At 62.4% G+C, this 23221-nt stretch carries 21 protein-coding genes; 14 read left to right on the top strand and 7 right to left on the bottom strand.

Going from position 1 to position 23221, the window contains the following annotated elements:
* Positions 1-6: 6 nt before the first annotated feature.
* Positions 7-3393 (top strand): hypothetical protein, encoded by a 3387-nt coding sequence (locus tag AC0L26_RS06110; protein ID WP_473631740.1) that lies wholly within the window; start codon positions 7-9, stop codon positions 3391-3393.
* Between the two features lie 156 nt (positions 3394-3549).
* On the opposite strand, the gene AC0L26_RS06115 is transcribed toward AC0L26_RS06110, so the two are convergent.
* On the bottom strand, positions 3550-4446 hold the full coding sequence (locus AC0L26_RS06115) for a GFA family protein (protein ID WP_473631741.1): 897 nt from the start codon (positions 4444-4446) through the stop codon (positions 3550-3552).
* Positions 4362-4709, bottom strand: a complete 348-nt coding sequence (locus AC0L26_RS06120; protein WP_473631742.1) for a hypothetical protein — start codon at positions 4707-4709, stop codon at positions 4362-4364. Before AC0L26_RS06120 ends, AC0L26_RS06115 begins: the two co-directional genes overlap by 85 nt.
* A gap of 97 nt (positions 4710-4806) precedes the next feature.
* Here AC0L26_RS06120 and AC0L26_RS06125 point away from each other — a divergent pair, with 97 nt between their 5' ends.
* The gene (locus AC0L26_RS06125; RefSeq protein WP_473631743.1) at positions 4807-5418 is read left to right on the top strand and encodes a TetR/AcrR family transcriptional regulator; all 612 of its coding nucleotides are present in this window, start codon (positions 4807-4809) and stop codon (positions 5416-5418) included.
* A 207-nt stretch (positions 5419-5625) separates the two neighbouring features.
* On the opposite strand, the gene tyrS is transcribed toward AC0L26_RS06125, so the two are convergent.
* Positions 5626-6879: a tyrosine--tRNA ligase gene (gene tyrS, locus AC0L26_RS06130; RefSeq protein WP_473631744.1), complete on the bottom strand. Its 1254-nt coding sequence runs from the start codon at positions 6877-6879 to the stop codon at positions 5626-5628.
* Positions 6880-7175: 296 nt separating this feature from the next.
* Here tyrS and AC0L26_RS06135 point away from each other — a divergent pair, with 296 nt between their 5' ends.
* Both AC0L26_RS06135 and AC0L26_RS06140 read left to right on the top strand, forming a co-directional pair.
* Positions 7176-7904 (top strand): glycosyltransferase family 2 protein, encoded by a 729-nt coding sequence (locus tag AC0L26_RS06135; protein WP_473631745.1) that lies wholly within the window; start codon positions 7176-7178, stop codon positions 7902-7904.
* On the top strand, positions 7897-8229 hold the full coding sequence (locus AC0L26_RS06140) for a lipid-A-disaccharide synthase N-terminal domain-containing protein (RefSeq protein ID WP_354493418.1): 333 nt from the start codon (positions 7897-7899) through the stop codon (positions 8227-8229). Before AC0L26_RS06135 ends, AC0L26_RS06140 begins: the two co-directional genes overlap by 8 nt.
* A 21-nt stretch (positions 8230-8250) precedes the next feature.
* Here AC0L26_RS06140 and AC0L26_RS06145 read toward each other — a convergent pair whose 3' ends face one another.
* Both AC0L26_RS06145 and AC0L26_RS06150 read right to left on the bottom strand, forming a co-directional pair.
* Positions 8251-8919 (bottom strand): FMN-binding negative transcriptional regulator, encoded by a 669-nt coding sequence (locus AC0L26_RS06145; RefSeq protein ID WP_473631746.1) that lies wholly within the window; start codon positions 8917-8919, stop codon positions 8251-8253.
* Positions 8920-8924: 5 nt separating this feature from the next.
* Complete coding sequence (locus AC0L26_RS06150) at positions 8925-9599, bottom strand: alpha/beta hydrolase (protein ID WP_027154148.1); 675 nt, start codon at positions 9597-9599, stop codon at positions 8925-8927.
* A gap of 242 nt (positions 9600-9841) precedes the next feature.
* Between AC0L26_RS06150 and AC0L26_RS06155 the strand changes: the two genes are divergently transcribed.
* From AC0L26_RS06155 to sufA, 7 genes are all read left to right on the top strand, one after another.
* On the top strand, positions 9842-11005 hold the full coding sequence (locus AC0L26_RS06155; RefSeq protein WP_473631747.1) for a cysteine desulfurase family protein: 1164 nt from the start codon (positions 9842-9844) through the stop codon (positions 11003-11005).
* A 186-nt stretch (positions 11006-11191) separates the two neighbouring features.
* Positions 11192-12709: a Fe-S cluster assembly protein SufB gene (gene sufB / locus AC0L26_RS06160; RefSeq protein WP_352934898.1), complete on the top strand. Its 1518-nt coding sequence runs from the start codon at positions 11192-11194 to the stop codon at positions 12707-12709.
* A gap of 29 nt (positions 12710-12738) precedes the next feature.
* Positions 12739-13494: a Fe-S cluster assembly ATPase SufC gene (gene sufC, locus AC0L26_RS06165; protein WP_473631748.1), complete on the top strand. Its 756-nt coding sequence runs from the start codon at positions 12739-12741 to the stop codon at positions 13492-13494.
* A 43-nt stretch (positions 13495-13537) separates the two neighbouring features.
* Positions 13538-14806, top strand: coding sequence for a Fe-S cluster assembly protein SufD (gene sufD, locus AC0L26_RS06170; protein ID WP_473631749.1), 1269 nt, complete (start codon positions 13538-13540; stop codon positions 14804-14806).
* Positions 14807-14906: 100 nt separating this feature from the next.
* Positions 14907-16148, top strand: a complete 1242-nt coding sequence (locus AC0L26_RS06175) for a cysteine desulfurase (RefSeq protein ID WP_473631750.1) — start codon at positions 14907-14909, stop codon at positions 16146-16148.
* Between the two features lie 5 nt (positions 16149-16153).
* The gene (locus tag AC0L26_RS06180; RefSeq protein WP_292393203.1) at positions 16154-16546 is read left to right on the top strand and encodes an SUF system Fe-S cluster assembly protein; all 393 of its coding nucleotides are present in this window, start codon (positions 16154-16156) and stop codon (positions 16544-16546) included.
* A gap of 93 nt (positions 16547-16639) precedes the next feature.
* Entirely contained in the window at positions 16640-17020 is a 381-nt protein-coding gene (sufA, locus tag AC0L26_RS06185) for a Fe-S cluster assembly scaffold SufA (protein WP_006206001.1), read from the top strand.
* A gap of 4 nt (positions 17021-17024) precedes the next feature.
* On the opposite strand, the gene AC0L26_RS06190 is transcribed toward sufA, so the two are convergent.
* Positions 17025-17522 (bottom strand): GFA family protein, encoded by a 498-nt coding sequence (locus tag AC0L26_RS06190; RefSeq protein WP_473631751.1) that lies wholly within the window; start codon positions 17520-17522, stop codon positions 17025-17027.
* A 90-nt stretch (positions 17523-17612) separates the two neighbouring features.
* Here AC0L26_RS06190 and AC0L26_RS06195 point away from each other — a divergent pair, with 90 nt between their 5' ends.
* A complete protein-coding gene (locus AC0L26_RS06195) occupies positions 17613-17936 on the top strand; it encodes a TfoX/Sxy family protein (RefSeq protein ID WP_473631752.1) in 324 nt (107 codons plus the stop codon).
* On the opposite strand, the gene AC0L26_RS06200 is transcribed toward AC0L26_RS06195, so the two are convergent.
* Positions 17906-18880, bottom strand: a complete 975-nt coding sequence (locus AC0L26_RS06200; RefSeq protein ID WP_473631753.1) for a carbohydrate kinase family protein — start codon at positions 18878-18880, stop codon at positions 17906-17908. The two genes, AC0L26_RS06195 and AC0L26_RS06200, sit on opposite strands and share 31 nt — an antisense overlap.
* A gap of 275 nt (positions 18881-19155) precedes the next feature.
* On the opposite strand from AC0L26_RS06200, the gene recA reads away from it, so the two are divergent.
* Entirely contained in the window at positions 19156-20253 is a 1098-nt protein-coding gene (recA, locus tag AC0L26_RS06205) for a recombinase RecA (RefSeq protein ID WP_473631754.1), read from the top strand.
* A gap of 282 nt (positions 20254-20535) precedes the next feature.
* Complete coding sequence (gene alaS, locus AC0L26_RS06210) at positions 20536-23202, top strand: alanine--tRNA ligase (protein ID WP_473631755.1); 2667 nt, start codon at positions 20536-20538, stop codon at positions 23200-23202.
* The last annotated feature ends 19 nt before the right edge of the window (positions 23203-23221 follow it).

Genomic DNA, 23221 nt, shown 5'->3' on the forward strand with positions numbered 1-23221 from the left:
AATTGCGTGGATCAGGAGCAGCCGCAGCACGAGAAGATCAGATTCAGGCGTGATGAGATCACCGACCTGGGGACCTTCCCGTCCGCGTGCCGCATACCGCCGCTCGGCCAGGCGCCGATCGGCCGCGGCGTTCGTATTCTTGCGCGGCTATTTGCCGGCCTTGTGGCCCTTGTGCTGCTGGCCGCCGTCGCTGTGTATGCGATCGGCATGTCCGGTTTCGGCGCCGAGCGGCTGCGGGCCGAAGCCGAAACGGCCATCGAGAAATTGGCCGGCGTCGACGTTGACGTTACGGTCGGGCCGGCCCGTCTCACGCTCGACGGATCGAGCTTCATCGCGCTGCAGGTCAGCGACGTCAGCCTCAAGACCGCCGACGGCAAACCGATGGCCGATGCCGGGCGGGTCCGTTTCGGCATAAGGCTGATACCGCTGTTTTCGGGCGAGGTGCGGCTCACCAGCGCCAGGATTTCCGATGCGCGCATAATGATGGCGGCGATGCCGTCGGGCGGCGACTGGACGGCGCCGCTGCGCAATGACGATGGCCTCATCGACCCGGAAAAACTGTCCGATGCGGTCTTTGCTAACGTCAACCACGCGCTCGATGCGGTGCGGGAGGATTCGATGCGCCAGATCGACCTCAGCAATGTCGACCTCGTTCTGCCCGAGACCGGCTCGGTCAAGCTGGTCAGGATCACCGATGCGTCAGTTGCGCAGTCCGGGCCGGGTGGCATGGAGTTTTCATCCGACGCGGATGTCGACGGCAGGGCGCTTACCATCGCTGCCTCAGCCGCCCGCAATACCGCAACGCGGCGCGTGACCGGGTTGGACGCCAGCATCGAGATAGCGGAGGCCGACAAGGCTGCCGCGACGCCAGGCGGAAAAATCGGCGCCATTGCCTTGAAGCTGGCTGGATCGGAGGGATCCGGCGAGACCCCGTCGCGGCTGACGGCCTCCTTGTCGCTTGCCGGTTCCGTGCTCGATTTCGGTCCGCGTGCCGGGATACTTCCAGCCGACGTCGATCTCGATGCGACGCTTGTTGCCGGCGCCAACAAGGTCCAGGTGGATCGGCTGCAGGTCAGGACCGGTCGCTCGACATTCGATTTCGCCGGTTCGATCGGGCCGAAGCCGGCGACTGGAACGGCGGGCGAGGAGCCATCCTACCGCTACGATCTGACCAGCGATCACTCGACACTGGCGCCTTTGGAATCGTCCGAACCTGCGCTCGATTTCATCGCCCGCGTCGCCGGCGTCTACCAGACCAGGAGCCATAAGCTCGTGGCCGAGCAGATCGGGATCAGGTCCGGGGGAGCCAGCGAGGCGCTGGGCACGGCGTCGGTAGAGTTCGTCGAGGGAAAGGTGCCGGGCATATCTGTCGCCTTCAACCTCCACGACATGCCGCTCTCGCATGTCAAGCAGTTGTGGCCCTGGTTTTCCGCGCGAAATGCTCGCCTTTGGGTGCTGAAGAACCTGTTCGGCGGCCACGTCGTTGACGCCAGCCTGCAGTTCCAGGTCGTGCCGGGGCGCCTGGGCAACGGCATTCCGCTATCCGACGACGAGGTGTTCGGCCGTTTCCAGATCGAAGGAGCGCGCTTCGATACGGCCGGTCACATTCCGCCGATACGCGATGCCGTCGGCGTTGTCGAATTCCACGGCAACGACGTCGACGTCAGGCTCTCCTCGGGTAACGTCTATATGGTGAGTGGCCGCACGGTGGCGGCGAGCAACGGCACGATGACGGTTAAGGCTGCAAACCGCCCGCCGGTGATCGGCGCGCTCGACATCGACGTCGCCGGCGAGGCGTCCGCAATCGCCGAACTCGCCTCCTACGAGCCGATCAACGCCATGCGCCATGTTGGCCTGCTGCCGGACGACCTGTCCGGTACCGTGACCGGCCACGTGAGAGCGGACATTCCGCTGCAGTCCGGCGTCGACACTTCGAAACTCGATTGGCTGGTGGCGCTCGATTACAAAGACCTGTCGCTGGCCAAGCCGTTCGAAGGCCAGGCGGTGACGGACGCCGACGGTTCGATTACCGTCGAGCCCAATCGGGCCGTGATATCAGCCAAGGCGCTGCTGAACGGCATTCCAGCCGAGCTCGATCTGATCGAGCCGCTCAACAATGCCGGGCCGCCACGCAGCCGGAAAGTGGCGCTGGTGCTCGACGACAAGATGCGGGCAACCGCCATGCCTGGCCTGTCGGCGCTGCTTTCGGGAACCATCAAGGTTGCAATCGACAAGAGCGGTGGCAGCAACCAGACTGTTTCGGCGGACCTGACCAATGCCAGGCTGAACATTCCCTGGGCAGGCTGGAGCAAGGGACCCGGCGTCCCAGCCAATGTTACATTTGCCATGACCAAGTCCGCCGACACCACGACGCTGTCCGATTTCGGCCTGAATGGAAAAACTTTTTCGATCGACGGCGGCGTGGTGCTGGTCAACGGCGCCCTGTCCTCGGCGCGGTTCAGCAAGGTCACGTTGAACCGGGGGGACGACGTTGCCGTATCGGTGAAGCGATCGGGCAAGGGCTATGCAATCGACATCAGCGGCAACAAGCTGGATGCGCGTTCGCTGATCAAGCAATTCACGTCCGATGTCGACACCGCCACCAAGGCCACGGGTTCCGACGCGATTTCCGTCAGCGCCGATGTCAATTCCCTGATCGGCTTCCACAACGAGACACTGTCGAACCTGAAGCTCGACTACAGCGCCGCCGGTTCCAGGGTGAACGGTCTCAAGGTGAGTGCCACGGCAAGTTCGGGTGCTGCCATAAGGATCAGCAATACGACCGGCGCCGGCAGGCGCAACCTTAACATGACGTCGGCCGATGCCGGCGCCATCCTGCGGTTCCTCAACATTTACGAGCATATGGAGGGCGGTTCGATCACGCTGGCGCTTGCCGGGGCAAGCGACGGGCCGATGAAGGGCCAGGTCGACTCAAGCGACTTCTTCGTGGTCAACGAGCCGAAGCTCGCCTCGCTCGTGTCGACGACGCCGGCGGGCGACAGCCGCAGCCTCAACGAGGCTGTAAAAGCCAATATCGACACGTCGAGAGTGAAATTCGAGCGCGGCTTTTCCGAGATCGAGAAGGGCGACGGTTATCTCAAGCTGGCCAATGGCGTACTGCGCGGTCCACGCATCGGCACCACCTTCCAGGGCACGCTCTACGACCGGAACAACAACATGGACATGACCGGCACGTTCATGCCGGTCTACGGCCTCAATCGCATCTTTGGCGAACTGCCGCTCTTCGGCGCGCTGCTCGGCAACGGCCGCGACCGCGGGCTGATCGGCGTGACCTACCGGCTCAGGGGCGATGCCAACAAGCCGAAACTGGACGTCAACCCGCTGTCGGTGATCGCGCCTGGAATTTTCAGGTCGATCTTCGAGTATCGGTGAGGGCCAAAACCCAATCACTTCGAGCGACCTAGTCTTGACTCTAAGCGGACTCTAGCTCGCCCCGGCCAAATTCACGCCCATGACCCATAGACGACGGTTTGCGAACAACGCTGAGACCATCACGTGCATGATACCCAAATAGATCGACTCGCCGTTTCACAAGCCACTTATGATCATTTTCCCGATCGCCAACTCGCTCGGGAAATAGCCGCTGTATTTGGGCAAGCTATCGGGCATGTCCAGCACACGACGGTGATAGAATACATCCATCCGAACCGGCGGCAGCCGGGCCTCGGGCTCGAAATTGCTGGCCGGGATGAACATCACCTTGAACGGCCCGACGCCCGCAACCTCCACAACCGGCTTGCCGCAAGTCCGGCAAACCCCGCGATTGAAGTTCGGCGGCGGACGGTATTTCTTGAATGAGATATTGCCGGCGTTTTTCAGCACGACATCCTTGCCGCGAACGGCGACCACATCCGCGAACGGTTTGCCGTTGAACGCCTGGCAGATCAGGCAGTGGCACCGGAACCTGGCTTTCGGCGAGGTATGCACCTCGAACGAGCAGGCGCCGCATTCGCATGAGCCGCGTAGCGGCAACGACGTGTGGGTGGTCATGTGCTGATACTCCTGAGCCTGACTTGATGACGGCATGCTGATCACCGGAGCATCAATGTTGAGGATGGTATCGATCGGCTGTCTGAAGGGCGCGCGCAGGAGATTGGAGAGGTTCCAACGGCCCTGCTCATAGATCCCCTTGGCATGGCTGAGGGTACGGAAGCCCTCGACGCCGTGGTAAGCGCCCATGCCGCTGGCCCCGACGCCGCCGAAGGGCAAGTCATCCTGGGCGATGTGCATGATCGTCCCGTTGATAGTGACGTTGCCTGAGGTTGTTCGGCTCAGCACCATGCGTCGGTCTTCGTCATCGGCACCGAAATAGTAGAGCGCGAGCGGCCGGGGCCGGGCGTTCACATAGGCGATCGCTTCTTCGACGTCGCGGTAGGAAAAGATCGGCAGGATCGGGCCGAAGATCTCCTCATGAGCGATGCGCATTTGCGACGGTTGCGGATCAGATACTTTGTGCCCTCGGCGACCCCTCCAACCTCCATGATCGCTGTCTCATACCTTGAGCGATGCCCGAAATCGGCATTGATGGCGATCGCCTTGCGATGCCCGATGATCGCGGCTCGAAACTTGGTCAGATCGGCGCGTCGCTGCGCCAGCGAAGGCGCTCCGTCACGCAGGAAGGCAGCACGCTGGGCCGCGAGGAGGCTGCCTAGCCGATCAGCGTCGATGATTTTTGCGATTGCGTTCATTGTTCACTCCGATGTAGACAGGAGAAACTTACGCCCTTGATGTAGCCCCTTAAGTAGCCACTGTCAACAATGTATTCACAAGAAACTTTGAGGTACCATGCAGGACGCACCCAACCGTCCCTATCACCACGGTGATCTCCGTCGTGCGGTTATCGAGACGGCGTTGGATATGCTTCGGGAGGAGAAAGGCTGGCAGTTCACGCTGCGGGAAGTCGCCCGCCGAGCTGGCGTAAGCCACGCGGCACCCTATAAGCACTTCCCCGACAAGGCCGCGCTGCTTGCGGAGATCGCCATGATTGGGTTCGACCGGTTGCGCGCGTCCCTAGCGGCTGCGAAGCCCAAGGCGGCCAAAACTCTGCGCGACGAAATTGCTCCGATAGCTCGTGCCTACGTCGCGTTCGGAACGGACAACCCCGCTCTCTACCGCCTGATGTTTAGCGCGGAGGAGGGGAAAGCGGTGGGAATGCATCTCAATGAGCGGGCGCTGGCGGTATTCGATGTTCTCCTCGAAATCCTCCGGCGCGGCCAAGCCGCGGGGAGCATTCGCAAGCGGCCTATACAAGGTCAGGCGGCAGCCGGCTGGGGGCTCATCCACGGCATGACCATGCTTGCGATCGATGGGCTCCTGGTGCCCGAGAAGGTGGGATCGGCCCCCTTGGATGCGGCCTTGAGCACGCTGGTGGAAGGGCTGGAGAGCCCAGCAACATGACACTAACTGCGCATGCAATAATACCCGCTCGTGCGATGTTCCGGCTATCAGTTCTGATTGCGACCGACATCCTCTTTCGGGAAGGGAATCCGGCGCGGCAAGGGCAGTTCACGTCGATGGCAGGCAGCCCTCCTGAAGGTCCGCTTCTGACATTCCGAGCCTCTAAGCCGCGCGTCCGCTTACTTTATCAGAGGATCAGGCGACCGGTCAGACCGGCCGCACCAGAACGTGTTTTTTCTTACCGAGCGAAAGTTTTACGACCTCTTCCGGGCCGAGATCCTGAAGTGTCACCAACCGGCGATCGTCGGATACAGGCTGGTCGTTCAGGCGCACGGCGCCGCCCTGGATATGCCGCCGCGCCTCGCCGTTGGACGCGGCAAGCCCGGCGGTGACTAACAGCGACAATATTCCGACGCCGCTTTCCAGATCGGCCTTGCCCACCTCGACGGTCGGTAGCGTTTCGGCCAGCGCGCCTTCTTCGAACGTCTTGCGTGCGGTCTCCTCGGCTTGCTCTGCTGCCTCGCGGCCGTGCACGATGGCTGTCGTTTCGGTGGCCAGGACTTTCTTGGCTTCGTTGATCTCCGAGCCGCCAAGGGCGGCGAGCCGTGCGATTTCGGGCAGCGGCAGACGGGTGAAAATCTTCAGAAAGCGCGCAACGTCGGCATCCTCGGTGTTGCGCCAGTACTGCCAGAAATCATAGGGCGAGTAGAGATCCCCGTTCAGCCAGACCGCGCCCTTGGCCGATTTGCCCATCTTGGCGCCTGACGAGGTCGTCAGCAGCGGGGTGGTCAGCGCGTAGAGCTGCGGCGTGCCCATCCGGTGCCCGAGATCGACGCCGTTGATGATGTTGCCCCACTGGTCGGATCCTCCCATCTGCAGGCGGCAGCCATAGCGACGGCTGAGCTCGACGAAATCGTAACCCTGCAGGATCATGTAGTTGAATTCGAGGAACGACAGCGATTGTTCGCGATCGAGCCTCAGCTTGACGCTGTCGAAGGTCAGCATGCGGTTGACCGAAAAATGCCGGCCGACATCGCGCAGGAATTCGACATAATTGAGCTTCATCAGCCAGTCCGCATTGTTGACCATGATCGCGTCGTTCTGCCCGTCGCCGAAACGCAGAATGCGGCCGAAAATGCGCTTGATGCCCTCGATGTTGGCGGCGATCGCCTCGGGCGTCAAAAGCTGGCGCTGGTCGTCGCGGAAGGAAGGGTCGCCGATCATCGAGGTGCCGCCGCCCATCAGGGCGATCGGCCGGTGGCCGGTCTCCTGCAGCCAGTAGAGCATGGTCGCCGAAATCAGATTGCCGATATGAAGGCTGGTCGCCGTGGCGTCGTAGCCGACATAGGCGGTCACCGTTTCCTTGGCGAAAAGCTGGTCGAGGCCGGTATCATCCGAAATCTGATGGATGAAACCGCGCTCGCTCATTATGCGCAGGAAATCGGATTTGAAGGCGGACATCTTTACTTTCCCGAAAGCGCCCGACCGAAGCGGATCGGGCATGGTATGCGTGAACGCGGGCGTTTAGCATCCAAGCGCGCTCAGCAAAAGGGGCGCGCTCAGCAAAAGGGGCGCGCTCAGCAAAAGGGGAATCCGGTTCTGCGGCCCGCACGGATGGCGTGCAGATGCTTGCTTCATCGTTTGGGCTGGCGTAATGAGGCGCCGCGCCAGCGGGTTCTTGCAGTATCCAGTCCGCTGGAACGGCACCGCACGGCATCGAATCGAATGCCATATCCTGTGACAGAGCCCGACGCGACATGCCGGAGATATCCATCGTCATCCCTTGCCGGAACGAGGCGGCGAACCTGCCGCTTCTGCTCGACGAGATCGGGGCGGCGATGGCCGGACGCGATTTCGAGGTGATCGTCGTCAATGATGGTTCGACGGACGAGACCGCTTCGGTGCTTGCCGCCCAGGCGGCACTTCGCCCGTTTCCGCTCCGCCACCTCAGGCATGAGAAATCCGCCGGCCAGTCTCTCTCGGTGCGTTCGGGCGCATGGGCGGCCCGCGGCGATATCGTCGCCACGATCGACGGCGACTGCCAAAACGATCCGAAATACATTCCGGTGCTGGTCGACGCCCTGCGGCAGGCCGGTCCCGATTTCGGTGTTGCGCAAGGAGAGCGCCTGAAGCGCCGTGACAGCAAGATCAAACAACTGGCGTCCCGTTTTGCCAATTGGCTGAGAAAGGCCATCCTCCATGACGAGACCCGCGACACGGGCTGCGGCCTGAAGGCGATCCATACCGATATCCTCAGGAAATTGCCGTTCTTCGACGGCACGCACCGCTTTGTTCCGGCGCTCGTCATCCAGGAGGGGTATCGGGTCGTGCATTGCGACGTCGTCGACCGCTCTCGCCGGCACGGCAAGTCGAATTACGGGATCTTCGATCGCGGCCTGCAGGGAGTGCTCGATCTCGCCGGTGTCTGGTGGCTGCGCCGCAGGCGCCGGAGAATGCCAAAAACAGAGGAAATCAGGCATGGCTAACGTGCTTCAGGAATTGATGACCTGGCTTCACGAGGTTTTCGTCAGGCAGTTCGATACGTGGATTCTGCTCGGCTTCGTCGCTCAGTTCTTTTTTTCGATGCGCTTCCTCGTGCAGTGGATCGCATCGGAAAAAGCCAAGCGCAGCGTGGTGCCGATCGCTTTCTGGTTCTTTTCGCTGTTCGGCGGCAGTCTGCTGCTGATCTATGCCATCCAGCGGCAGGATCCGGTGTTCATCGCCGGCCAGGGCATGGGCCTGTTCATCTACATCCGCAATCTTTGGCTGATCGCCAATGAGCGCAAGGCAGCGATGACGAAGGTCGATTGAGCGACCTGCCGGCGGCGAAGATTACGCTCCGTCCAGCCCGCCATAGGATCGTACCAGCCGGACCATGTCGGGCGAGCTCGGGCTCTCGCTCTCAAGCCCCTCGGCGACACCGCTACGGTCGACAATCGGCCGGTTCTGGCTGACCTTCCACTTGCCTTGCATGTCCGTGATCTCGAGTTCCAGCCCGACGATGCCCTTGATCTGCGACTGGATGAAGGTGGCTGGCGCGTCGGTCACTGCCCACGGTGCTTCGCGAGCACCTTCCTGTGACGCGGTCAAATCGGCAATCTGCTGTGCCAGCCAGTCCTGGTCCTCGATCACCTTGACGGTGCCGCGCACCTGGACGATGGCGTAGTTCCAGGTCGGCACGACCTTGCCGGTCTCGCGCTTGGTCTCGTACCAGGACGGTGTCACATAGGCGTCGGTGCCCTGGAAGACGACCAGCACCGGCGATGCCGGGCTGTCGGCCAGCAGCCGCCACTGCGGATTGGCTCGCGCCAGATGGGCGCGCAACCTGCCGTTCGGCGGCACTTCGGCGTCGAGCAGGGAGGGGGCGTCGAGCAGGAACGGGATCGCGTTGGCGACCGGCCCCTCGGTTCCATTTGAAATCAGCAGGCCAAGCGGATGGGCGCGGATCAGCCCGTGCAGCACGTCCTGCCGTGTTTCCTGGAAATGAGGGGGCTGGTACATCGCTGTTATCTCAGCCGTTTCGGCCGCGGGTCGGACAATTCACCGGCCAGCCGGCGATCGAGATAGTCCGCGCATTCCTGGAGCAGGAGGTCCGCATCGTTGGAGAAGAAATGGTTGGCGCCGGGCAAGGTCTTCTGGGTGATGGTGATGCCCTTTTGCGTGTGTAATTTGTCGACGAGCCCCTGCACGTCCTTCGGCGGCGCCACCTTGTCGGCATCGCCGTGGATGATGAGGCCGGACGACGGGCAGGGCGCCAGGAACGAGAAATCATAGGTGTTGGGCTGTGGCGCGATCGAGATGAAGCCTTCGATCTCCGGCCGGCGCATCAGAAGCTGCATGCCGATCCAGGAGCCGAACGAATAGCCGGCGACCCAGCAGCTCTTGGAGTCCGGATGCAGCGACTGCACCCAGTCGAGCGCCGCGGCCGCATCCGACAATTCGCCGGTGCCGTGGTCAAATTCGCCCTGGCTGCGGCCAATGCCGCGGAAATTGAAGCGAAGCGTGGTGAAATCCCGCTTCTGGAACATGTAAAAGAGGTCGTAGACGATCTTGTTGTTCATCGTGCCGCCGAACTGGGGGTGCGGATGCAGGATGATGGCAATCGGCGCACTCTTTTCCTTGGAAGGCTGATAGCGACCCTCCAGGCGACCGGCCGGACCGGTGAAAATGACCTCAGGCATAAAATACTCCACATGGCATATGAATGCGCGGCGCCCGGAACAACTCTTCCTATGGCCTTGACGCAGGGCGAGCGTCTTTCTAGAAGCTAGTTTAGAATTGTTCAAAACTGGATGGCCGAAAAAATCGTGGCTCGGCCACCCGCGCCGCAAGTCGCGTAAATAGGACGGCTTGCCTTGCAATTTCAAGGAAATAACGCGCTATCCCAGTGGAATGGCTATTGAAGGGACCGATCGAAACGAAAATGGCCGGAAGACGCGCCTATCTCGACTATAATGCCAGCGCGCCGCTGCTTGCCGCGGCGCGCGCCTCAATGGTTGCCGCGCTCGATGCCGCCGCCAACCCGTCGTCGGTCCACGCCGAAGGTCGCGCCGCACGGCGGCTGATCGAGAATGCGAGGCGCGATGTGGCAGCACTGGTCAACGCCAGGGCCGAGCACGTCGTGTTCACCTCCGGTGCGACTGAAGCCGCCTCGACGCTGCTGGCGCCGGATTGGCAGATGGGCCGCGGCACTGTCCGCGTGGACAGGGTCTATGTCTGCGAAGCCGATCATCCTTGTGTGCTGAATGGCGGGCGGTTTCCGGCAGCCCTGGTGACGCGCATCGGCGTCGACGCCGACGGCGTCGTCGGGCTGGACGCGTTGGCGGCTGCACTTGGCGGTCACGACAAGGCAGACGGTCTGCCGCTGGTGGCGATCCATGCCGCCAATAACGAGACCGGCGTCATCCAGCCCATCGACCGCGTCGCCGAGATCGTCAAGGCGGCGGGCGGCATCCTGGTCGTCGACGCCGTGCAGGCGGCGGGCCGCATTCCGATCGACATGTCAGCGGGTTATGCGGATTATTTGATTCTGTCCTCGCACAAGATCGGCGGCCCCAAGGGCGTCGGCGCCATCGTTGCCGCCGCGGACCTGATGACGCCGAAGCCCTTGATTAATGGCGGCGGCCAGGAAAAGGGCCATCGCGGCGGCACCGAGAACCTGGCAGGCATTGCCGGTTTTGGCGCGGCGGCGCGGGAAGCCGTGACCGGATTGAAAAGCATCGATGCGGTTGGTCGCCGCCGCGACGAGATCGAGGCCATCGTGAAAACGCTGGTCCCCGATGCGGAAATCTTTGGAACCGGCGCGCCGAGGCTTGCCAACACGACATTCTTCGCTATTGCGGGCATCAAGGCTGAGACGGCGCAGATCGCCTTCGACCTGGCCGGCGTCGCGCTGTCGGCCGGATCGGCCTGTTCGTCTGGCAAGGTCGGCCCGAGCCATGTGCTGAAAGCCATGGGACACAGCGACAGCCTTGGTGCTTTGCGCGTGTCCATTGGCCACGCAACGAGTGCCGAGGACATCGAACTGTTCCGTGCCGCGCTGACAGGTATCGCCTCGCGCCGCGCAGGCAGGGAAGAAGCTGCCTGAGTGCGGCAGAATGATGCAGGCCTTCCGGCCTGGTAGAGCCGTGCGTTTCGTGGTGGCCGGGTGAATTTCCGGCAGGAACGCACTATATGGAACTTACGCCGTCTTGGTTGCCCACGGGCACTCGTTTCGCGGTGCCATAGTTTGAAAACTGCCGGGCCTTGACCCCGGCGTGGATGGAGAACGCATATGCCTGCTGTGCAGGACACGATCGATCGGGTCCGAAAGATCGACGTCGACCAATATAAATACGGATTCCAGACCGAAATCGCGATGGACAAGGCCCCAAAGGGCCTGAGCGAAGACATCATCCGCTTCATCTCCGCGAAAAAGGACGAGCCGTCCTGGATGCTGGAATGGCGTCTGGAGGCCTATCGGCGCTGGGTGACGCTGGACGAGCCGAAGTGGGCACGCGTCCATTATCCGAAGATCGATTTCCAGGACCTCTACTATTACGCGGCGCCCAAGAGCACGCCGGGACCGACATCGCTGAGCGACGTCGATCCTGAACTGTTGAGGGTCTATGAAAAGCTCGGTATCCCGCTGAGGGAACAGGAAATCCTCGCCGGCGTGCAGAAGACCGATGCGTCGGAACTCGAGGAACCCAGCGACAATGTCTATAAGTCCGGCCGCGTTGCGGTCGATGCCGTGTTCGATTCCGTGTCCGTCGTCACCACCTTCAAAAAGGAGCTGGCGCAGGCCGGCGTCATCTTCTGCTCGATCTCGGAAGCCATCCGCGAGCATCCGGAACTGGTGCAGAAATATCTCGGTTCGGTCGTGCCGACCTCCGACAATTTCTACGCCACGCTGAACTCTGCCGTGTTCACCGACGGCTCCTTCGTCTTCGTGCCCAAGGGCGTGCGCTGCCCGATGGAACTGTCGACCTATTTCCGCATGAACGAGAAGAACACCGGCCAGTTCGAGCGCACGCTGATCATCGCCGAGGAGGGGGCTTACGTCTCCTACCTCGAAGGCTGCACGGCGCCGCAGCGCGACGAGAACCAGCTTCACGCCGCGGTGGTCGAGCTGATCGCGCTCGACGATGCCGAGATCAAATATTCGACGGTGCAGAACTGGTATCCCGGCGACGCCGAGGGCAAGGGCGGCATCTACAATTTCGTCACCAAGCGCGGTGACTGCCGGGGCCACCGTTCGAAGATTTCGTGGACGCAGGTCGAGACCGGCTCGGCCATCACCTGGAAATATCCGAGCTGCATCCTGCGCGGCGACGATTCCAGCGGCGAGTTCTATTCGATCGCCGTGTCGAACGGCTACCAGCAGGTCGATAGCGGCACCAAGATGATCCATTTGGGCAAGAACACGTCGAGCCGCATCATCTCCAAGGGCATTGCTGCCGGCTTCTCGCAGAACACCTATCGCGGCCAGGTCTCGGCACACCGCAAGGCGACCAACGCCCGTAACTTCACCAACTGCGACTCGCTGCTGATCGGCGACCAGTGCGGCGCGCACACCGTGCCCTACATGGAAGCCAAGAACGCCACGGCACAGTTCGAGCACGAGGCGACGACGTCGAAAATCTCCGAGGACCAGAAGTTCTACGTCATGCAGCGCGGCATTCCGGAAGAAGAGGCGATCGCGCTGATCGTCAACGGCTTCGTCAAGGACGTCATCCAGCAACTGCCGATGGAATTCGCAGTCGAGGCGCAGAAGCTTATCGGCATCAGCCTCGAGGGCTCGGTCGGCTGACCGGACAAAAATTTTCAGGAAAAAGACAAATGCTTGAAATCAGAAACCTTCATGCCCGCATCGTCGACGACGGCACCGAGATCATCCGCGGCCTGAACCTGACGGTGAAAGCCGGCGAGGTCGCCGCCATCATGGGTCCGAACGGCTCGGGCAAGTCGACGCTGTCCTATATCCTCGCCGGGCGCGAGGACTATGAGGTCACCGAAGGCGACATCCTCTATAACGGCCAGTCGATCCTCGAAATGGATCCGGCCGAGCGTGCCACGGCGGGCATTTTCCTCGCGTTCCAATATCCGATGGAGATACCGGGCGTGGCGACCATGGAATTCCTGAAAGTGGCGATGAACGAGCAGCGCAAGGCGCGCGGCGAGGAGCCGCTGAAGATCCCGGAATTCCTGAAGCGGGTGAAGGAGGCGGCGGCCTCGCTCAACATGGACATGGCGATGCTGAAGCGGCCGCTCAATGTCGGCTTCTCCGGCGGCGAGAAGAAGCGCGCCGAGATCCTGCAGATGAAGCTGCTGGAACCGAAGCTTTGCGTGCTCGACGAGACCGATTCCGGCCTCGATATCGATGCGCTCAAGATCGTCTCGGACGGCGTCAACGCGCTGCGCTCGCCGGACCGCGCCATCGTCGTCATCACCCACTACCAGCGCCTGCTCCAACATATCGTGCCTGATAGTGTGCACGTGCTCTACAAGGGCCAGGTGATCAAGTCGGGCGACAAGTCGCTGGCACTCGACCTCGAGGCCAATGGCTATGCCGGCGTGATCGGCCAAGCCGCGTGAGATGCCAGAAGGCCAAGAAGGCAAGCCAAACAAGGCGATACTGATGAATATGCATACTCAACCCCAGCGAACCCCGGCCGAAACGGCGCTGATCGACGCCTTCAGCGAGCGGCTGTCGCTGCTGCCTGGCGACGGCGCGGTGATGCTGAAGCGCGATGACGCCATCGAGGCGATCAAGAGCGGCCTGCCGACGCGGCGCATCGAATCCTGGCACTACACCGACCTGCGCCGCCTGCTGACTTCGGTTCCGGACTTCGATCCCGCAGCCGCCCCGAAAGCCATTGCACCGATCGTTGAAGGCTCCGCCGTTCTGCCGGTGCTGAATGGCGTGTCGAGCGCGAAGGTTTCCGCGGTCGAAGGCGTTACCGTGCAGCGCCTGTCGGAGAAACTGACCGACGGCAGCATCGCGCCCGGGCTCGATACCTATGGCGCCGATGACGCGATCGGCGCGCTGAACACCGCCTTTGTCGCCGACGGCTATTTTGTCGACATCGCCGACGGCACCGAACTGGACAAGCCGATCGAACTGCAGAACCTGCAATCCGGCGGCCAGACCCATGTGCGCCTGACTGTGCGCGTCGGTGCCGGCGCCAAGGCTGTTATCGTCGAGCGCCAGACGGGTGAGGGCGCCGCATTGGTCAGCTCGGTCAGCCAGCTTCTGCTCGGCGCGGGTGCCGACGTGACGTGGCTGATCGTGCAGGAGCAGCCGGATACCGCGACGCATCTTGCCCAGTTCAAGGCGCATCTCGGCAAGGGTGCGAAGCTGACGCTGTTCGTGATGAATGCCGGCGGCAAACTGGTGCGACAGGAGGTCGTCGTCAAGACGACAGGCGAAGGCGCCGATTTCACGCTGCGCGGCATCAATCTGCTGGCTGGTGACACCCATACCGACGTCACCATGGTCCTTGACCATGCGGTGCCGCATACGACTTCGACGGAAGTGATCCGCAATGTGGTCACCGGCCAGGCGCGCGGCGTCTTCCAGGGCCGCATCAACGTCCACCAATATGCGCAGAAGACCAACGCCAAGATGGCCTGCAACACGCTGCTCCTGTCGGACGATGGCGAATTCTCGACCAAGCCTGAGCTCGAAATCTTCGCCGACGACGTCGTCTGCGGCCATGGCGCGACCGTCACCGAGATCGACCACAACCACCTGTTCTACCTGATGGCGCGTGGCATCGACGAGAAGTCGGCCCGTGGCCTGTTGGTGAAGGCGTTCGTCGCCGAGGTGATCGAGGATCTGGACGACGAAACGATCGTCGAGGCGCTGGAAACGAGGCTCGACGGCTGGTTCGTCGCGCACGGGTGAGCGCCTGACCTTCTCCCCTTGTGGGAGAAGGTGGCCGAGCGAAGCTCGGTCGGATGAGGGGTGCTGGACGGAATGAGGCGGTGCTTCGAGAGAGCTTGTGATGGACCAGAAAGTCGAAAACATCCCCTACGACGTAGAGGCGATCCGCCGCGACTTCCCGATCCTGTCGCGGGAAGTCTACGGCAAACCGCTGGTCTATCTCGACAATGGCGCCTCGGCGCAGAAGCCGCAGGTCGTGCTCGACACCATCCAGCACGCTTATTCCCAGGAATACGCCAACGTCCATCGCGGCCTGCATTTCCTGTCGAATGCCGCGACCGATGCCTATGAAAAAGCGCGTGAGACGGTGCGCCGTTTCCTCAACGCGCCCACCACCGACAACATCGTCTTCACCTCGAACACCACCGCGGCGATCAACACCGTTGCTTATGGTTATGGCATGCCGAATATCGGGGAGGGCGACGAAATAGTCCTGTCGATCATGGAGCACCATTCCAACATCGTGCCGTGGCATTTTATCCGCGAGCGCCAAGGCGCCAAGCTGGTCTGGGTGCCGGTCGACGATCTCGGCGTCTTCCACATCGAGGAGTTCGAGAAGCGGCTGACCGATCGCACCAAGCTGGTCGCCATCACGCACATGTCGAATGCGCTGGGCACGGTGACGCCGATCAAGGAGATCGTCCGCATTGCGCATGCGCGCGGCATTCCGGTGCTGGTCGACGGCAGCCAAAGCGCCGTGCATATGCCGATCGACGTCCAGGATCTCGACTGCGATTTCTTCGTCTTCACCGGCCACAAGGTCTACGGTCCCTCGGGCATCGGCGTGCTCTATGGCAAGAAGGACATGCTGGAGCGCATGCGCCCGTTCATGGGCGGCGGCGAGATGATCGAGGAGGTGACGGAGGATATCGTCACCTACAACGATCCGCCGCACCGCTTCGAGGCAGGCACGCCGCCGATCGTGCAGGCGATCGGGCTGGGTGCTGCGCTGGAATACATGGAAAAGATCGGCCGCGAGCGCATCGCCGCCCACGAGGCCGATTTGAAAGACTATGCACATCAGCGGCTGCGGGCCATCAATTCGCTGCGCATCTTCGGCGACGCGCCTGACAAGGGCGCCATCATCTCCTTCGAATTGCAAGGCATTCATGCCCACGACGTGTCGATGGTGATCGATCGGCAGGGCGTTGCCGTTCGCGCCGGCACCCATTGCGCTCAGCCGCTGTTGAAACGCTTCGGCGTAACCTCCACATGCAGGGCATCGTTCGGCATGTATAATACCAGGGCCGAAGTCGACGCTTTGGCCGATGCGCTCGAAAAAGCGCGAAAGTTTTTCGGGTGACGATCATGGATGATGCCAGCCATACCGCTGAGACCACTTCGGAAACGACTGCCAACGGTCTGGTTTCCGCCTCGGCCATTCCCGCCGACGAACTGGCGCGGCTGACCGACGACATCGTCTCGGCGCTGAAGACGGTTTACGATCCGGAAATCCCAGCCGATATCTACGAGCTCGGTCTGATCTACAAGATCGACATCGAGGACGACCGCTCGGTCAAGATCGACATGACGCTGACCGCGCCCGGCTGCCCGGTCGCCGGCGAAATGCCCGGCTGGGTGGAAAACGCCGTCGGCGCCGTCGAAGGCGTGTCCGGCGTCGAGGTCAACATGACCTTCGACCCGCCCTGGTCGCCCGACCGCATGTCGGAAGAGGCGCAGGTGGCGGTCGGCTGGTATTGATGGGCGTACTTGCGCCGGGCAGAAAATTTCACCATTTTAGGTGAGGAATCATTCGGCAGGCCTTGAACCTGCGCGCAATGGAGAAAGAAAAAGATGGGACGCTTCGCCGTCATCACGATGACCGAAAAGGCTGCCGACAGGGTGCGCGAGATCGTCGCGACCCGTGAGAATGCGCACGGCATTCGCCTTGGCATCAAGAAGGGCGGTTGCGCCGGCATGGAATACACGGTCGATCTGGTGACCGAGCCAAACACCAAGGACGACCATATCGAGCGCGACGGCGCCCATGTCTATGTCGCGCCTGAGGCAGCGCTTTTCCTGTTCGGTACCGAGATGGATTTCGAGCAGACGACGCTGCGCACCGGCTTCACCTTCCGCAACCCGAACCAGAGCTCGGCCTGCGGCTGCGGCGAATCGGTTGAGCTCAAGCCGGCCGATCTGAAGGCCTTGGCCGAGGCACGCGCTTCGGCCTGAGCGGTCAGTCCACCCACATTCCCGTCCGCTTGTGCCAGTCGGCGATCGACTCCTCGGGATAGACATCGAAGCTCTTGTCATCCTTGCCGATATCGGGCTCGACCCAGTTCGCCTTGTATTTCAGCATGAGGTGCACCTTTTCAGGCGGTTTCGGCAGATCTGTGTTGATCGCCGAGGCGAAGGGATGGACCAACTCCGGCCAGGTCGGATCGTAGAGCCAGAGTGCCGATCCGCATTTCCTGCAGAAATTCCGCTCGCCTGACGAAATCTCGCATTGCGGATGTTCGTCGTCCTCGATCTCCGCCTGGTAGACGCCAAGATGGCGCTTGCCCTTGATTTTCAACGTGTCGAAATCGGCGCCGAGATTGATGGCAAAGCCGCCGCCGCCCTGCTGCTTGCGGCAGATCGAGCAGTAGCACAGCATGAACGGCACCGGCGTGGGGCTTTCCACCTCGAAGCGGACGGCATTGCACCGGCAGGACCCTTTGAGCAGAAGCGGCATGACAAAACTCCGACGAAATTGGTCTCAACTTGTCAGGATGGTGCTGGTCGCGGCGATGACAAGGAGAAATCCGGGTGACATGATCGACGCATGGACAATGAACGCATCGCCGAGCTTTTCGAAGGGCTTGGCCCGGTCAGCATACGAAAACTGTTCGGTGGCAAGGGCATTTATTTCGACGGCGTCATCGTGGCGATCGTCCTTCGTGGCGAACTTTTGCTGAAGGCCGACGCCGAAAGTGCGCCGGAATTCGAAGCGGCCGGCTGCCGGCAATGGACTTATACCGGCTCGAGGCATGGCAAGCTGGTCTCGATGCCGTATTGGAGCATTCCCGACAGTGCCTTCGACGATCCGGACGAGATGGCGGTGTGGGCGCGCCGGGCCTATGAGGCGGGGCGGCGGGCCGGCAAGTAGGCGGCCTCCCCGCTGGCAATTTCCCGTGCCTCGGGCACAAGCGTCAGCGCGTCGGCAAAACTCGCAGCCGTGAAAGCCGGCGCAAGCCCCGTACCCTCGACGGCAACCATCGCCGCGGCAACGCCTTCGCGCAGTGCTGCGCGCAGTATCAGGCCGTTGAGCAGGGCAGCCACCGTTGCACCCGCCAGCGCATCGCCGGCGCTGTCCGAGACCTTTCCTGGCGGCAGGATCGAGAAGGCGCCGGCTTCGTCGAAACCCAGCACCGGACCGTCATCGGCCGTCACCACGCCACCTTTGAGGCCCGCGCGCCTCAGACCGTCGACGACGTCTTGCTCCGCGGCGCCGGTATCGACATCGGCGAGTGCGACGGCCTCGCGCCGGTTCATGAAGACCAGCGCCAGACTGCCGAGCATCGGCGCGAGCCGCGTCGCCTTGGCCGGTGAGACGGCAAGGGCGAAGACCGGCTTGCCGGCGGCAAGCGCCACCAGCCGCTCCAACGCCGTCGACGGCAGGTTAGCGTCGCACAGGACCGCATCGGCAGTGTCGATGGCCTCGCGCACCTTGGCGCGGCGGATCTGCTTGGCAAGCGCCAGATCGTAGAGCGCCATGTCGGCAAGGCCGACGATCAGCGCGCCGTCGCCGTCGACCAGCATCGTGTTGCTCGGCGTCGCGCGATCGAGGAACACCGCGGACAGATCGGCAATGCCGGCAGCATGGATGGCGCGCGACACCGTATCGGCCGGAGCATCGCCGCCGCGCACCGAAAGCAGCGACCCGGAGACGCCGCGCCGCACGGCGCTGCGCAGGGCATTGAAGACGGCGCCGCCGACAGCCTCACGCATCGTGCCGGGATTTGACGCCGCCGACACAAAAGCGCCCGAGACCTGGCCGCGTCGGTCTATATAGGCGCCGCCTACGGCCAGGATTGTCGGCGACTTCGTCATGCCGGCGAGATGACCTTTGCTGATTGCCGGGTGGAGACTAGGTTGTCCGGCGCAACCCGGCAACCTACGGCGCGATTCGGAAGATGGCACCACGATCCCGCCGAGGGTGCGGGATAGATCCGAGCCGAAAAATGCGAAACAAAAAAAGAACAAATACGGATATCGTTTGTTTTTCAGCCATTTGATGCCTCTTGCCAAACGAGAACAAATAAGGTACAAATTAAGAAGGATTACGGATTGTCCGGCCTTCATTGACGACCAAGGGGTGATGTATCATGGCTCAGAATTCTTTGCGGCTTGTAGAGGACAAGGCAGTGGACAAATCAAAGGCTCTGGATGCGGCGCTGTCGCAAATCGAGCGTGCTTTCGGCAAGGGCTCGATCATGCGGCTCGGCGCAAACGAGCAGGTCGTCGAGATCGAAACGGTGCCGACCGGCTCTCTCGGCCTCGATATCGCGCTTGGTGTCGGCGGTCTGCCGCGCGGCCGCATCGTCGAGATCTATGGGCCGGAAAGCTCGGGCAAGACGACGCTGGCGCTACACACGGTGGCCGAAGCCCAGAAGAAGGGCGGCATCTGCGCCTTCGTTGATGCCGAGCACGCACTCGACCCGGTCTATGCCCGCAAGCTTGGCGTCGATCTGGAAAACCTCCTGATCTCGCAGCCTGACACCGGCGAGCAGGCACTGGAGATCTGCGACACGCTGGTGCGTTCCGGTGCCATCGACGTGCTGGTGGTCGATTCGGTCGCGGCGCTGACGCCGCGCGCCGAAATCGAGGGCGAGATGGGCGATTCGCTGCCCGGCCTGCAGGCCCGCCTGATGAGCCAGGCGCTGCGCAAGCTGACCGCCTCGATCTCGCGCTCCAACACCATGGTCATCTTCATCAACCAGATTCGCATGAAGATCGGCGTCATGTTCGGCTCACCCGAGACCACGACCGGCGGCAACGCGCTGAAATTCTATGCTTCGGTGCGGCTCGACATTCGCCGCATCGGCTCGGTCAAGGATCGCGACGAGGTCGTCGGCAACCAGACCCGCGTCAAGGTGGTCAAGAACAAGCTGGCGCCGCCCTTCAAGGTGGTCGAGTTCGACATCATGTATGGCGAGGGCGTGTCCAAGACCGGCGAGCTGGTCGACCTCGGCGTCAAGGCCGGTGTGGTCGAGAAGTCGGGCGCCTGGTTCTCCTACAATTCGCAGCGTCTCGGCCAGGGCCGTGAGAACGCCAAACTGTTCCTGCGCGACAATCCCGACACGGCGCGCGAGATCGAGCTGGCGCTGAGGCAGAATGCCGGGCTGATCGCGGAGAAATTCCTCGAGAGTGGTGGTTCCGAAGGCGGCGACGATGGTTTCGAGGATGAAGCTGGCGCGATGTAAGGCCTCAGTGGTGGCCAGAGTTTGGCCATAATCCCGGTTCATCACCTCCAGCTTATGTAATCGAGTTCTGTATTGTTGCGTTTCAAACCGCCGGCTTAGCGCCGGCGGTTTGCGTTTCAGATGTAGCGCGGAGACGACCGGCAAGCGGCACGAATTGGCCCAATTCCGTGTTTCTGGACAGGCTGCGGCGTGATCGCTAAAAGGCCAAGTCCATCTTCTAAAATGAAGACCCCATTTACCGTCGGCCGGGCCGGCGATTCTCTCCAGAAGGCAGAATTATTCATGAGTGGCGTGAACGAGATCCGGTCGACATTCCTCGACTATTTCCGCAAGGAGGGTCATGAGGTCGTCGCGTCGAGCCCGCTGGTGCCGCGCAACGACCCGACGCTGATGTTCACCAACGCCGGCATGGTGCAGTTCAAGAACGTCTTCACCGGCCTGGAAAAGCGGCCCTATTCGCGTGCTACGACGGCTCAGAAGAGCGTACGCGCCGGCGGCAAGCACAATGACCTCGACAATGTCGGCTACACGGCGCGCCACCTGACCTTCTTCGAGATGCTCGGCAATTTCTCATTCGGCGACTATTTCAAGGAACGCGCCATCGAGCTTGCCTGGAACCTGATCACCGAGGAGTTCGGGCTGAAGCAGGACAAGCTGCTGGTCACCGTCTATCACACCGATGACGAGGCCGCCGACTTCTGGAAGAAGATCGCCGGCTTTTCCGACGATCGCATCATCCGCATTCCGACCTCGGACAATTTCTGGGCAATGGGCGATACCGGACCTTGCGGACCGTGCTCGGAAATCTTCATCGACCGTGGCGAGCACATCTGGGGCGGCCCTCCCGGCAGCCCCGAGGAGGATGGCGACCGTTTCCTCGAATTCTGGAACCTGGTGTTCATGCAGTATGAACAGGTGACGAAGGACGAGCGCATCGACCTGCCGCGCCCGTCGATCGACACCGGCATGGGCCTGGAGCGCATGGCCTCCATTCTGCAAGGAGCGGAGAGCGTCTTCGAAACCGACCTGTTCCGTCACCTGATCGACGCTGCGTCATCCGCGCTCGGCCGCGGTCCGGATGCGGACACCGTCGCATCGTTCCGCGTCATCGCCGACCATTTGCGTTCATCCTGCTTCCTGGTGGCCGACGGTGTGCTGCCGTCCAATGAAGGCCGCGGCTATGTGCTTCGTCGCATCATGCGCCGCGCCATGCGCCATGCGCAGTTGCTCGGTGCCCGCGATCCCCTGATGTGGCGCCTGGTGCCGGCGCTGGTGCGCGAGATGGGCCAGGCCTACCCGGAACTGCTGCGCGGCGAACAGATGATCACCGAGACGCTGAAGCTTGAAGAAACCCGTTTCCGCAAGACCCTGGTGCGCGGCTTGGGCCTGCTTTCGGAGGCGACGGAAAGGCTAGGCGCCGGTGACATGCTGGATGGCGAGACAGCCTTCAAACTCTACGACACCTATGGCTTTCCACTCGACCTGACACAGGACGCGCTGCGTCAGCGCAACATCTCGGTCGACCTTGCCGGCTTCACCAATGCGATGGAGCAGCAGAAGGCCGAGGCGCGCAAGAGCTGGGCAGGTTCCGGCGAGGCCGCGACCGAAACGGTGTGGTTCCCGGTGCGCGAGAAGAACGGCGCCACCGAATTCCTCGGCTACGAGACCGAGCAGGCGGAAGGCATCATCCAGGCGCTGGTCAGGGACGGCAAGACCGTCGACAGCGCGGCCAAGGGCCACGCCGTTGCCGTGGTTGTCAACCAGACGCCGTTCTATGGCGAGTCCGGCGGCCAGATGGGCGATACCGGCACCATTTCAGGCGAGGGGTTCTCGATCGAGATCTCCGATACGCAGAAGAAGGCCGATGGGCTGTTCGTGCATCTCGGCAAGGTGGTCAACGGCACGGTCAATACGGGCGCAACCGTCCAGCTGAAGGTCGACCATGCGCGTCGCTCCAGGCTGCGCGCGAACCATTCCGCGACGCATCTGATCCATGAGGCGCTGCGCGAGGTGCTTGGCACCCATGTCGCGCAGAAGGGCTCGCTGGTCGCGCCCGAGCGTCTGCGCTTCGACATCTCGCACAACAAGCCGATTTCGCCGGACGAGCTCGAAGAGGTCGAGCGGATGGCGAACGAGATCGTCGTGCAGAACAGCCCGGTCACTACGCGGCTGATGTCGGTTGACGATGCCATTGCGGAGGGCGCCATGGCGCTGTTCGGCGAGAAGTATGGCGACGAAGTGCGCGTCGTTTCGATGGGTACGGGCCTGCATGGCGCCAAGGCCAACCGGCCCTATTCGGTCGAGCTCTGCGGCGGCACGCATGTCAGGGCGACCGGCGATATCGGTCTGGTGCGCGTCGTGTCGGACAGCGCTGTCGCCGCCGGCGTGCGCCGTATCGAGGCGTTGACCGGGGAGGCGGCCAGAAAGCATCTGGACGAGCAGGACAAACGGCTGAAGGCGGTCGCTGCCACGCTGAAGATATCGCCGGCCGATGTGCCGGCGCGCGTCGAGGCGCTGCTCGATGAGCGCAAGAGGCTCGAGAAGGAACTGACCGAGGCGCGCAAGAAGCTGGCGCTGGGCGACCGCTCGCCATCCGGCGTGCCTGCGGAAAACGAAACCATCGCCGGTGTCGGTTTCCTCGGTAAGGCGGTATCCGGCGTTTCGCCGAAGGATCTGAAGCCGCTCGCCGATGCCGGCAAGAAGTCGCTCGGCTCCGGCATCGTCGTCTTCGTTGGCGCTGGCGAGGACAACAAGGCGAGCGTCGTGGTCGGCGTCACCGACGACCTGACCGGTCGCTTCAGCGCCGTCGATCTGGTGCGCGTGGCATCCGCCGCCTTGGGCGGGCAGGGCGGCGGCGGTCGGCCTGATATGGCCCAGGCCGGTGGCCCGGATGCCTCGAAGGCCGAGGATGCGATTGCCGCGGTGAAGGCTGCGCTCGAAGCTGCGTGAACCTGCACGCGAGGCCGAA

The organism is Mesorhizobium sp. WSM4823 (assembly GCF_055811195.1).

Excerpts from the sequence above, each read along its gene's own strand:
- AC0L26_RS06115 (WP_473631741.1), bottom strand. The coding sequence starts at position 4,446 with ATGCGCATCGCTCATGAGGAGATCTTCGGCCCGATCCTGCCGATCTTT.
- AC0L26_RS06120 (WP_473631742.1), bottom strand. The coding sequence starts at position 4,709 with ATGAACGCAATCGCAAAAATCATCGACGCTGATCGGCTAGGCAGCCTC.
- AC0L26_RS06125 (WP_473631743.1), top strand. The coding sequence starts at position 4,807 with ATGCAGGACGCACCCAACCGTCCCTATCACCACGGTGATCTCCGTCGT.
- tyrS (WP_473631744.1), bottom strand. The coding sequence starts at position 6,879 with ATGTCCGCCTTCAAATCCGATTTCCTGCGCATAATGAGCGAGCGCGGT.
- AC0L26_RS06135 (WP_473631745.1), top strand. The coding sequence starts at position 7,176 with ATGCCGGAGATATCCATCGTCATCCCTTGCCGGAACGAGGCGGCGAAC.
- AC0L26_RS06140 (WP_354493418.1), top strand. The coding sequence starts at position 7,897 with ATGGCTAACGTGCTTCAGGAATTGATGACCTGGCTTCACGAGGTTTTC.
- AC0L26_RS06145 (WP_473631746.1), bottom strand. The coding sequence starts at position 8,919 with ATGTACCAGCCCCCTCATTTCCAGGAAACACGGCAGGACGTGCTGCAC.
- AC0L26_RS06150 (WP_027154148.1), bottom strand. The coding sequence starts at position 9,599 with ATGCCTGAGGTCATTTTCACCGGTCCGGCCGGTCGCCTGGAGGGTCGC.
- AC0L26_RS06155 (WP_473631747.1), top strand. The coding sequence starts at position 9,842 with ATGGCCGGAAGACGCGCCTATCTCGACTATAATGCCAGCGCGCCGCTG.
- sufB (WP_352934898.1), top strand. The coding sequence starts at position 11,192 with ATGCCTGCTGTGCAGGACACGATCGATCGGGTCCGAAAGATCGACGTC.
- sufC (WP_473631748.1), top strand. The coding sequence starts at position 12,739 with ATGCTTGAAATCAGAAACCTTCATGCCCGCATCGTCGACGACGGCACC.
- sufD (WP_473631749.1), top strand. The coding sequence starts at position 13,538 with ATGAATATGCATACTCAACCCCAGCGAACCCCGGCCGAAACGGCGCTG.
- AC0L26_RS06175 (WP_473631750.1), top strand. The coding sequence starts at position 14,907 with ATGGACCAGAAAGTCGAAAACATCCCCTACGACGTAGAGGCGATCCGC.
- AC0L26_RS06180 (WP_292393203.1), top strand. The coding sequence starts at position 16,154 with ATGGATGATGCCAGCCATACCGCTGAGACCACTTCGGAAACGACTGCC.
- sufA (WP_006206001.1), top strand. The coding sequence starts at position 16,640 with ATGGGACGCTTCGCCGTCATCACGATGACCGAAAAGGCTGCCGACAGG.
- AC0L26_RS06190 (WP_473631751.1), bottom strand. The coding sequence starts at position 17,522 with ATGCCGCTTCTGCTCAAAGGGTCCTGCCGGTGCAATGCCGTCCGCTTC.
- AC0L26_RS06195 (WP_473631752.1), top strand. The coding sequence starts at position 17,613 with ATGGACAATGAACGCATCGCCGAGCTTTTCGAAGGGCTTGGCCCGGTC.
- AC0L26_RS06200 (WP_473631753.1), bottom strand. The coding sequence starts at position 18,880 with ATGACGAAGTCGCCGACAATCCTGGCCGTAGGCGGCGCCTATATAGAC.
- recA (WP_473631754.1), top strand. The coding sequence starts at position 19,156 with ATGGCTCAGAATTCTTTGCGGCTTGTAGAGGACAAGGCAGTGGACAAA.
- alaS (WP_473631755.1), top strand. The coding sequence starts at position 20,536 with ATGAGTGGCGTGAACGAGATCCGGTCGACATTCCTCGACTATTTCCGC.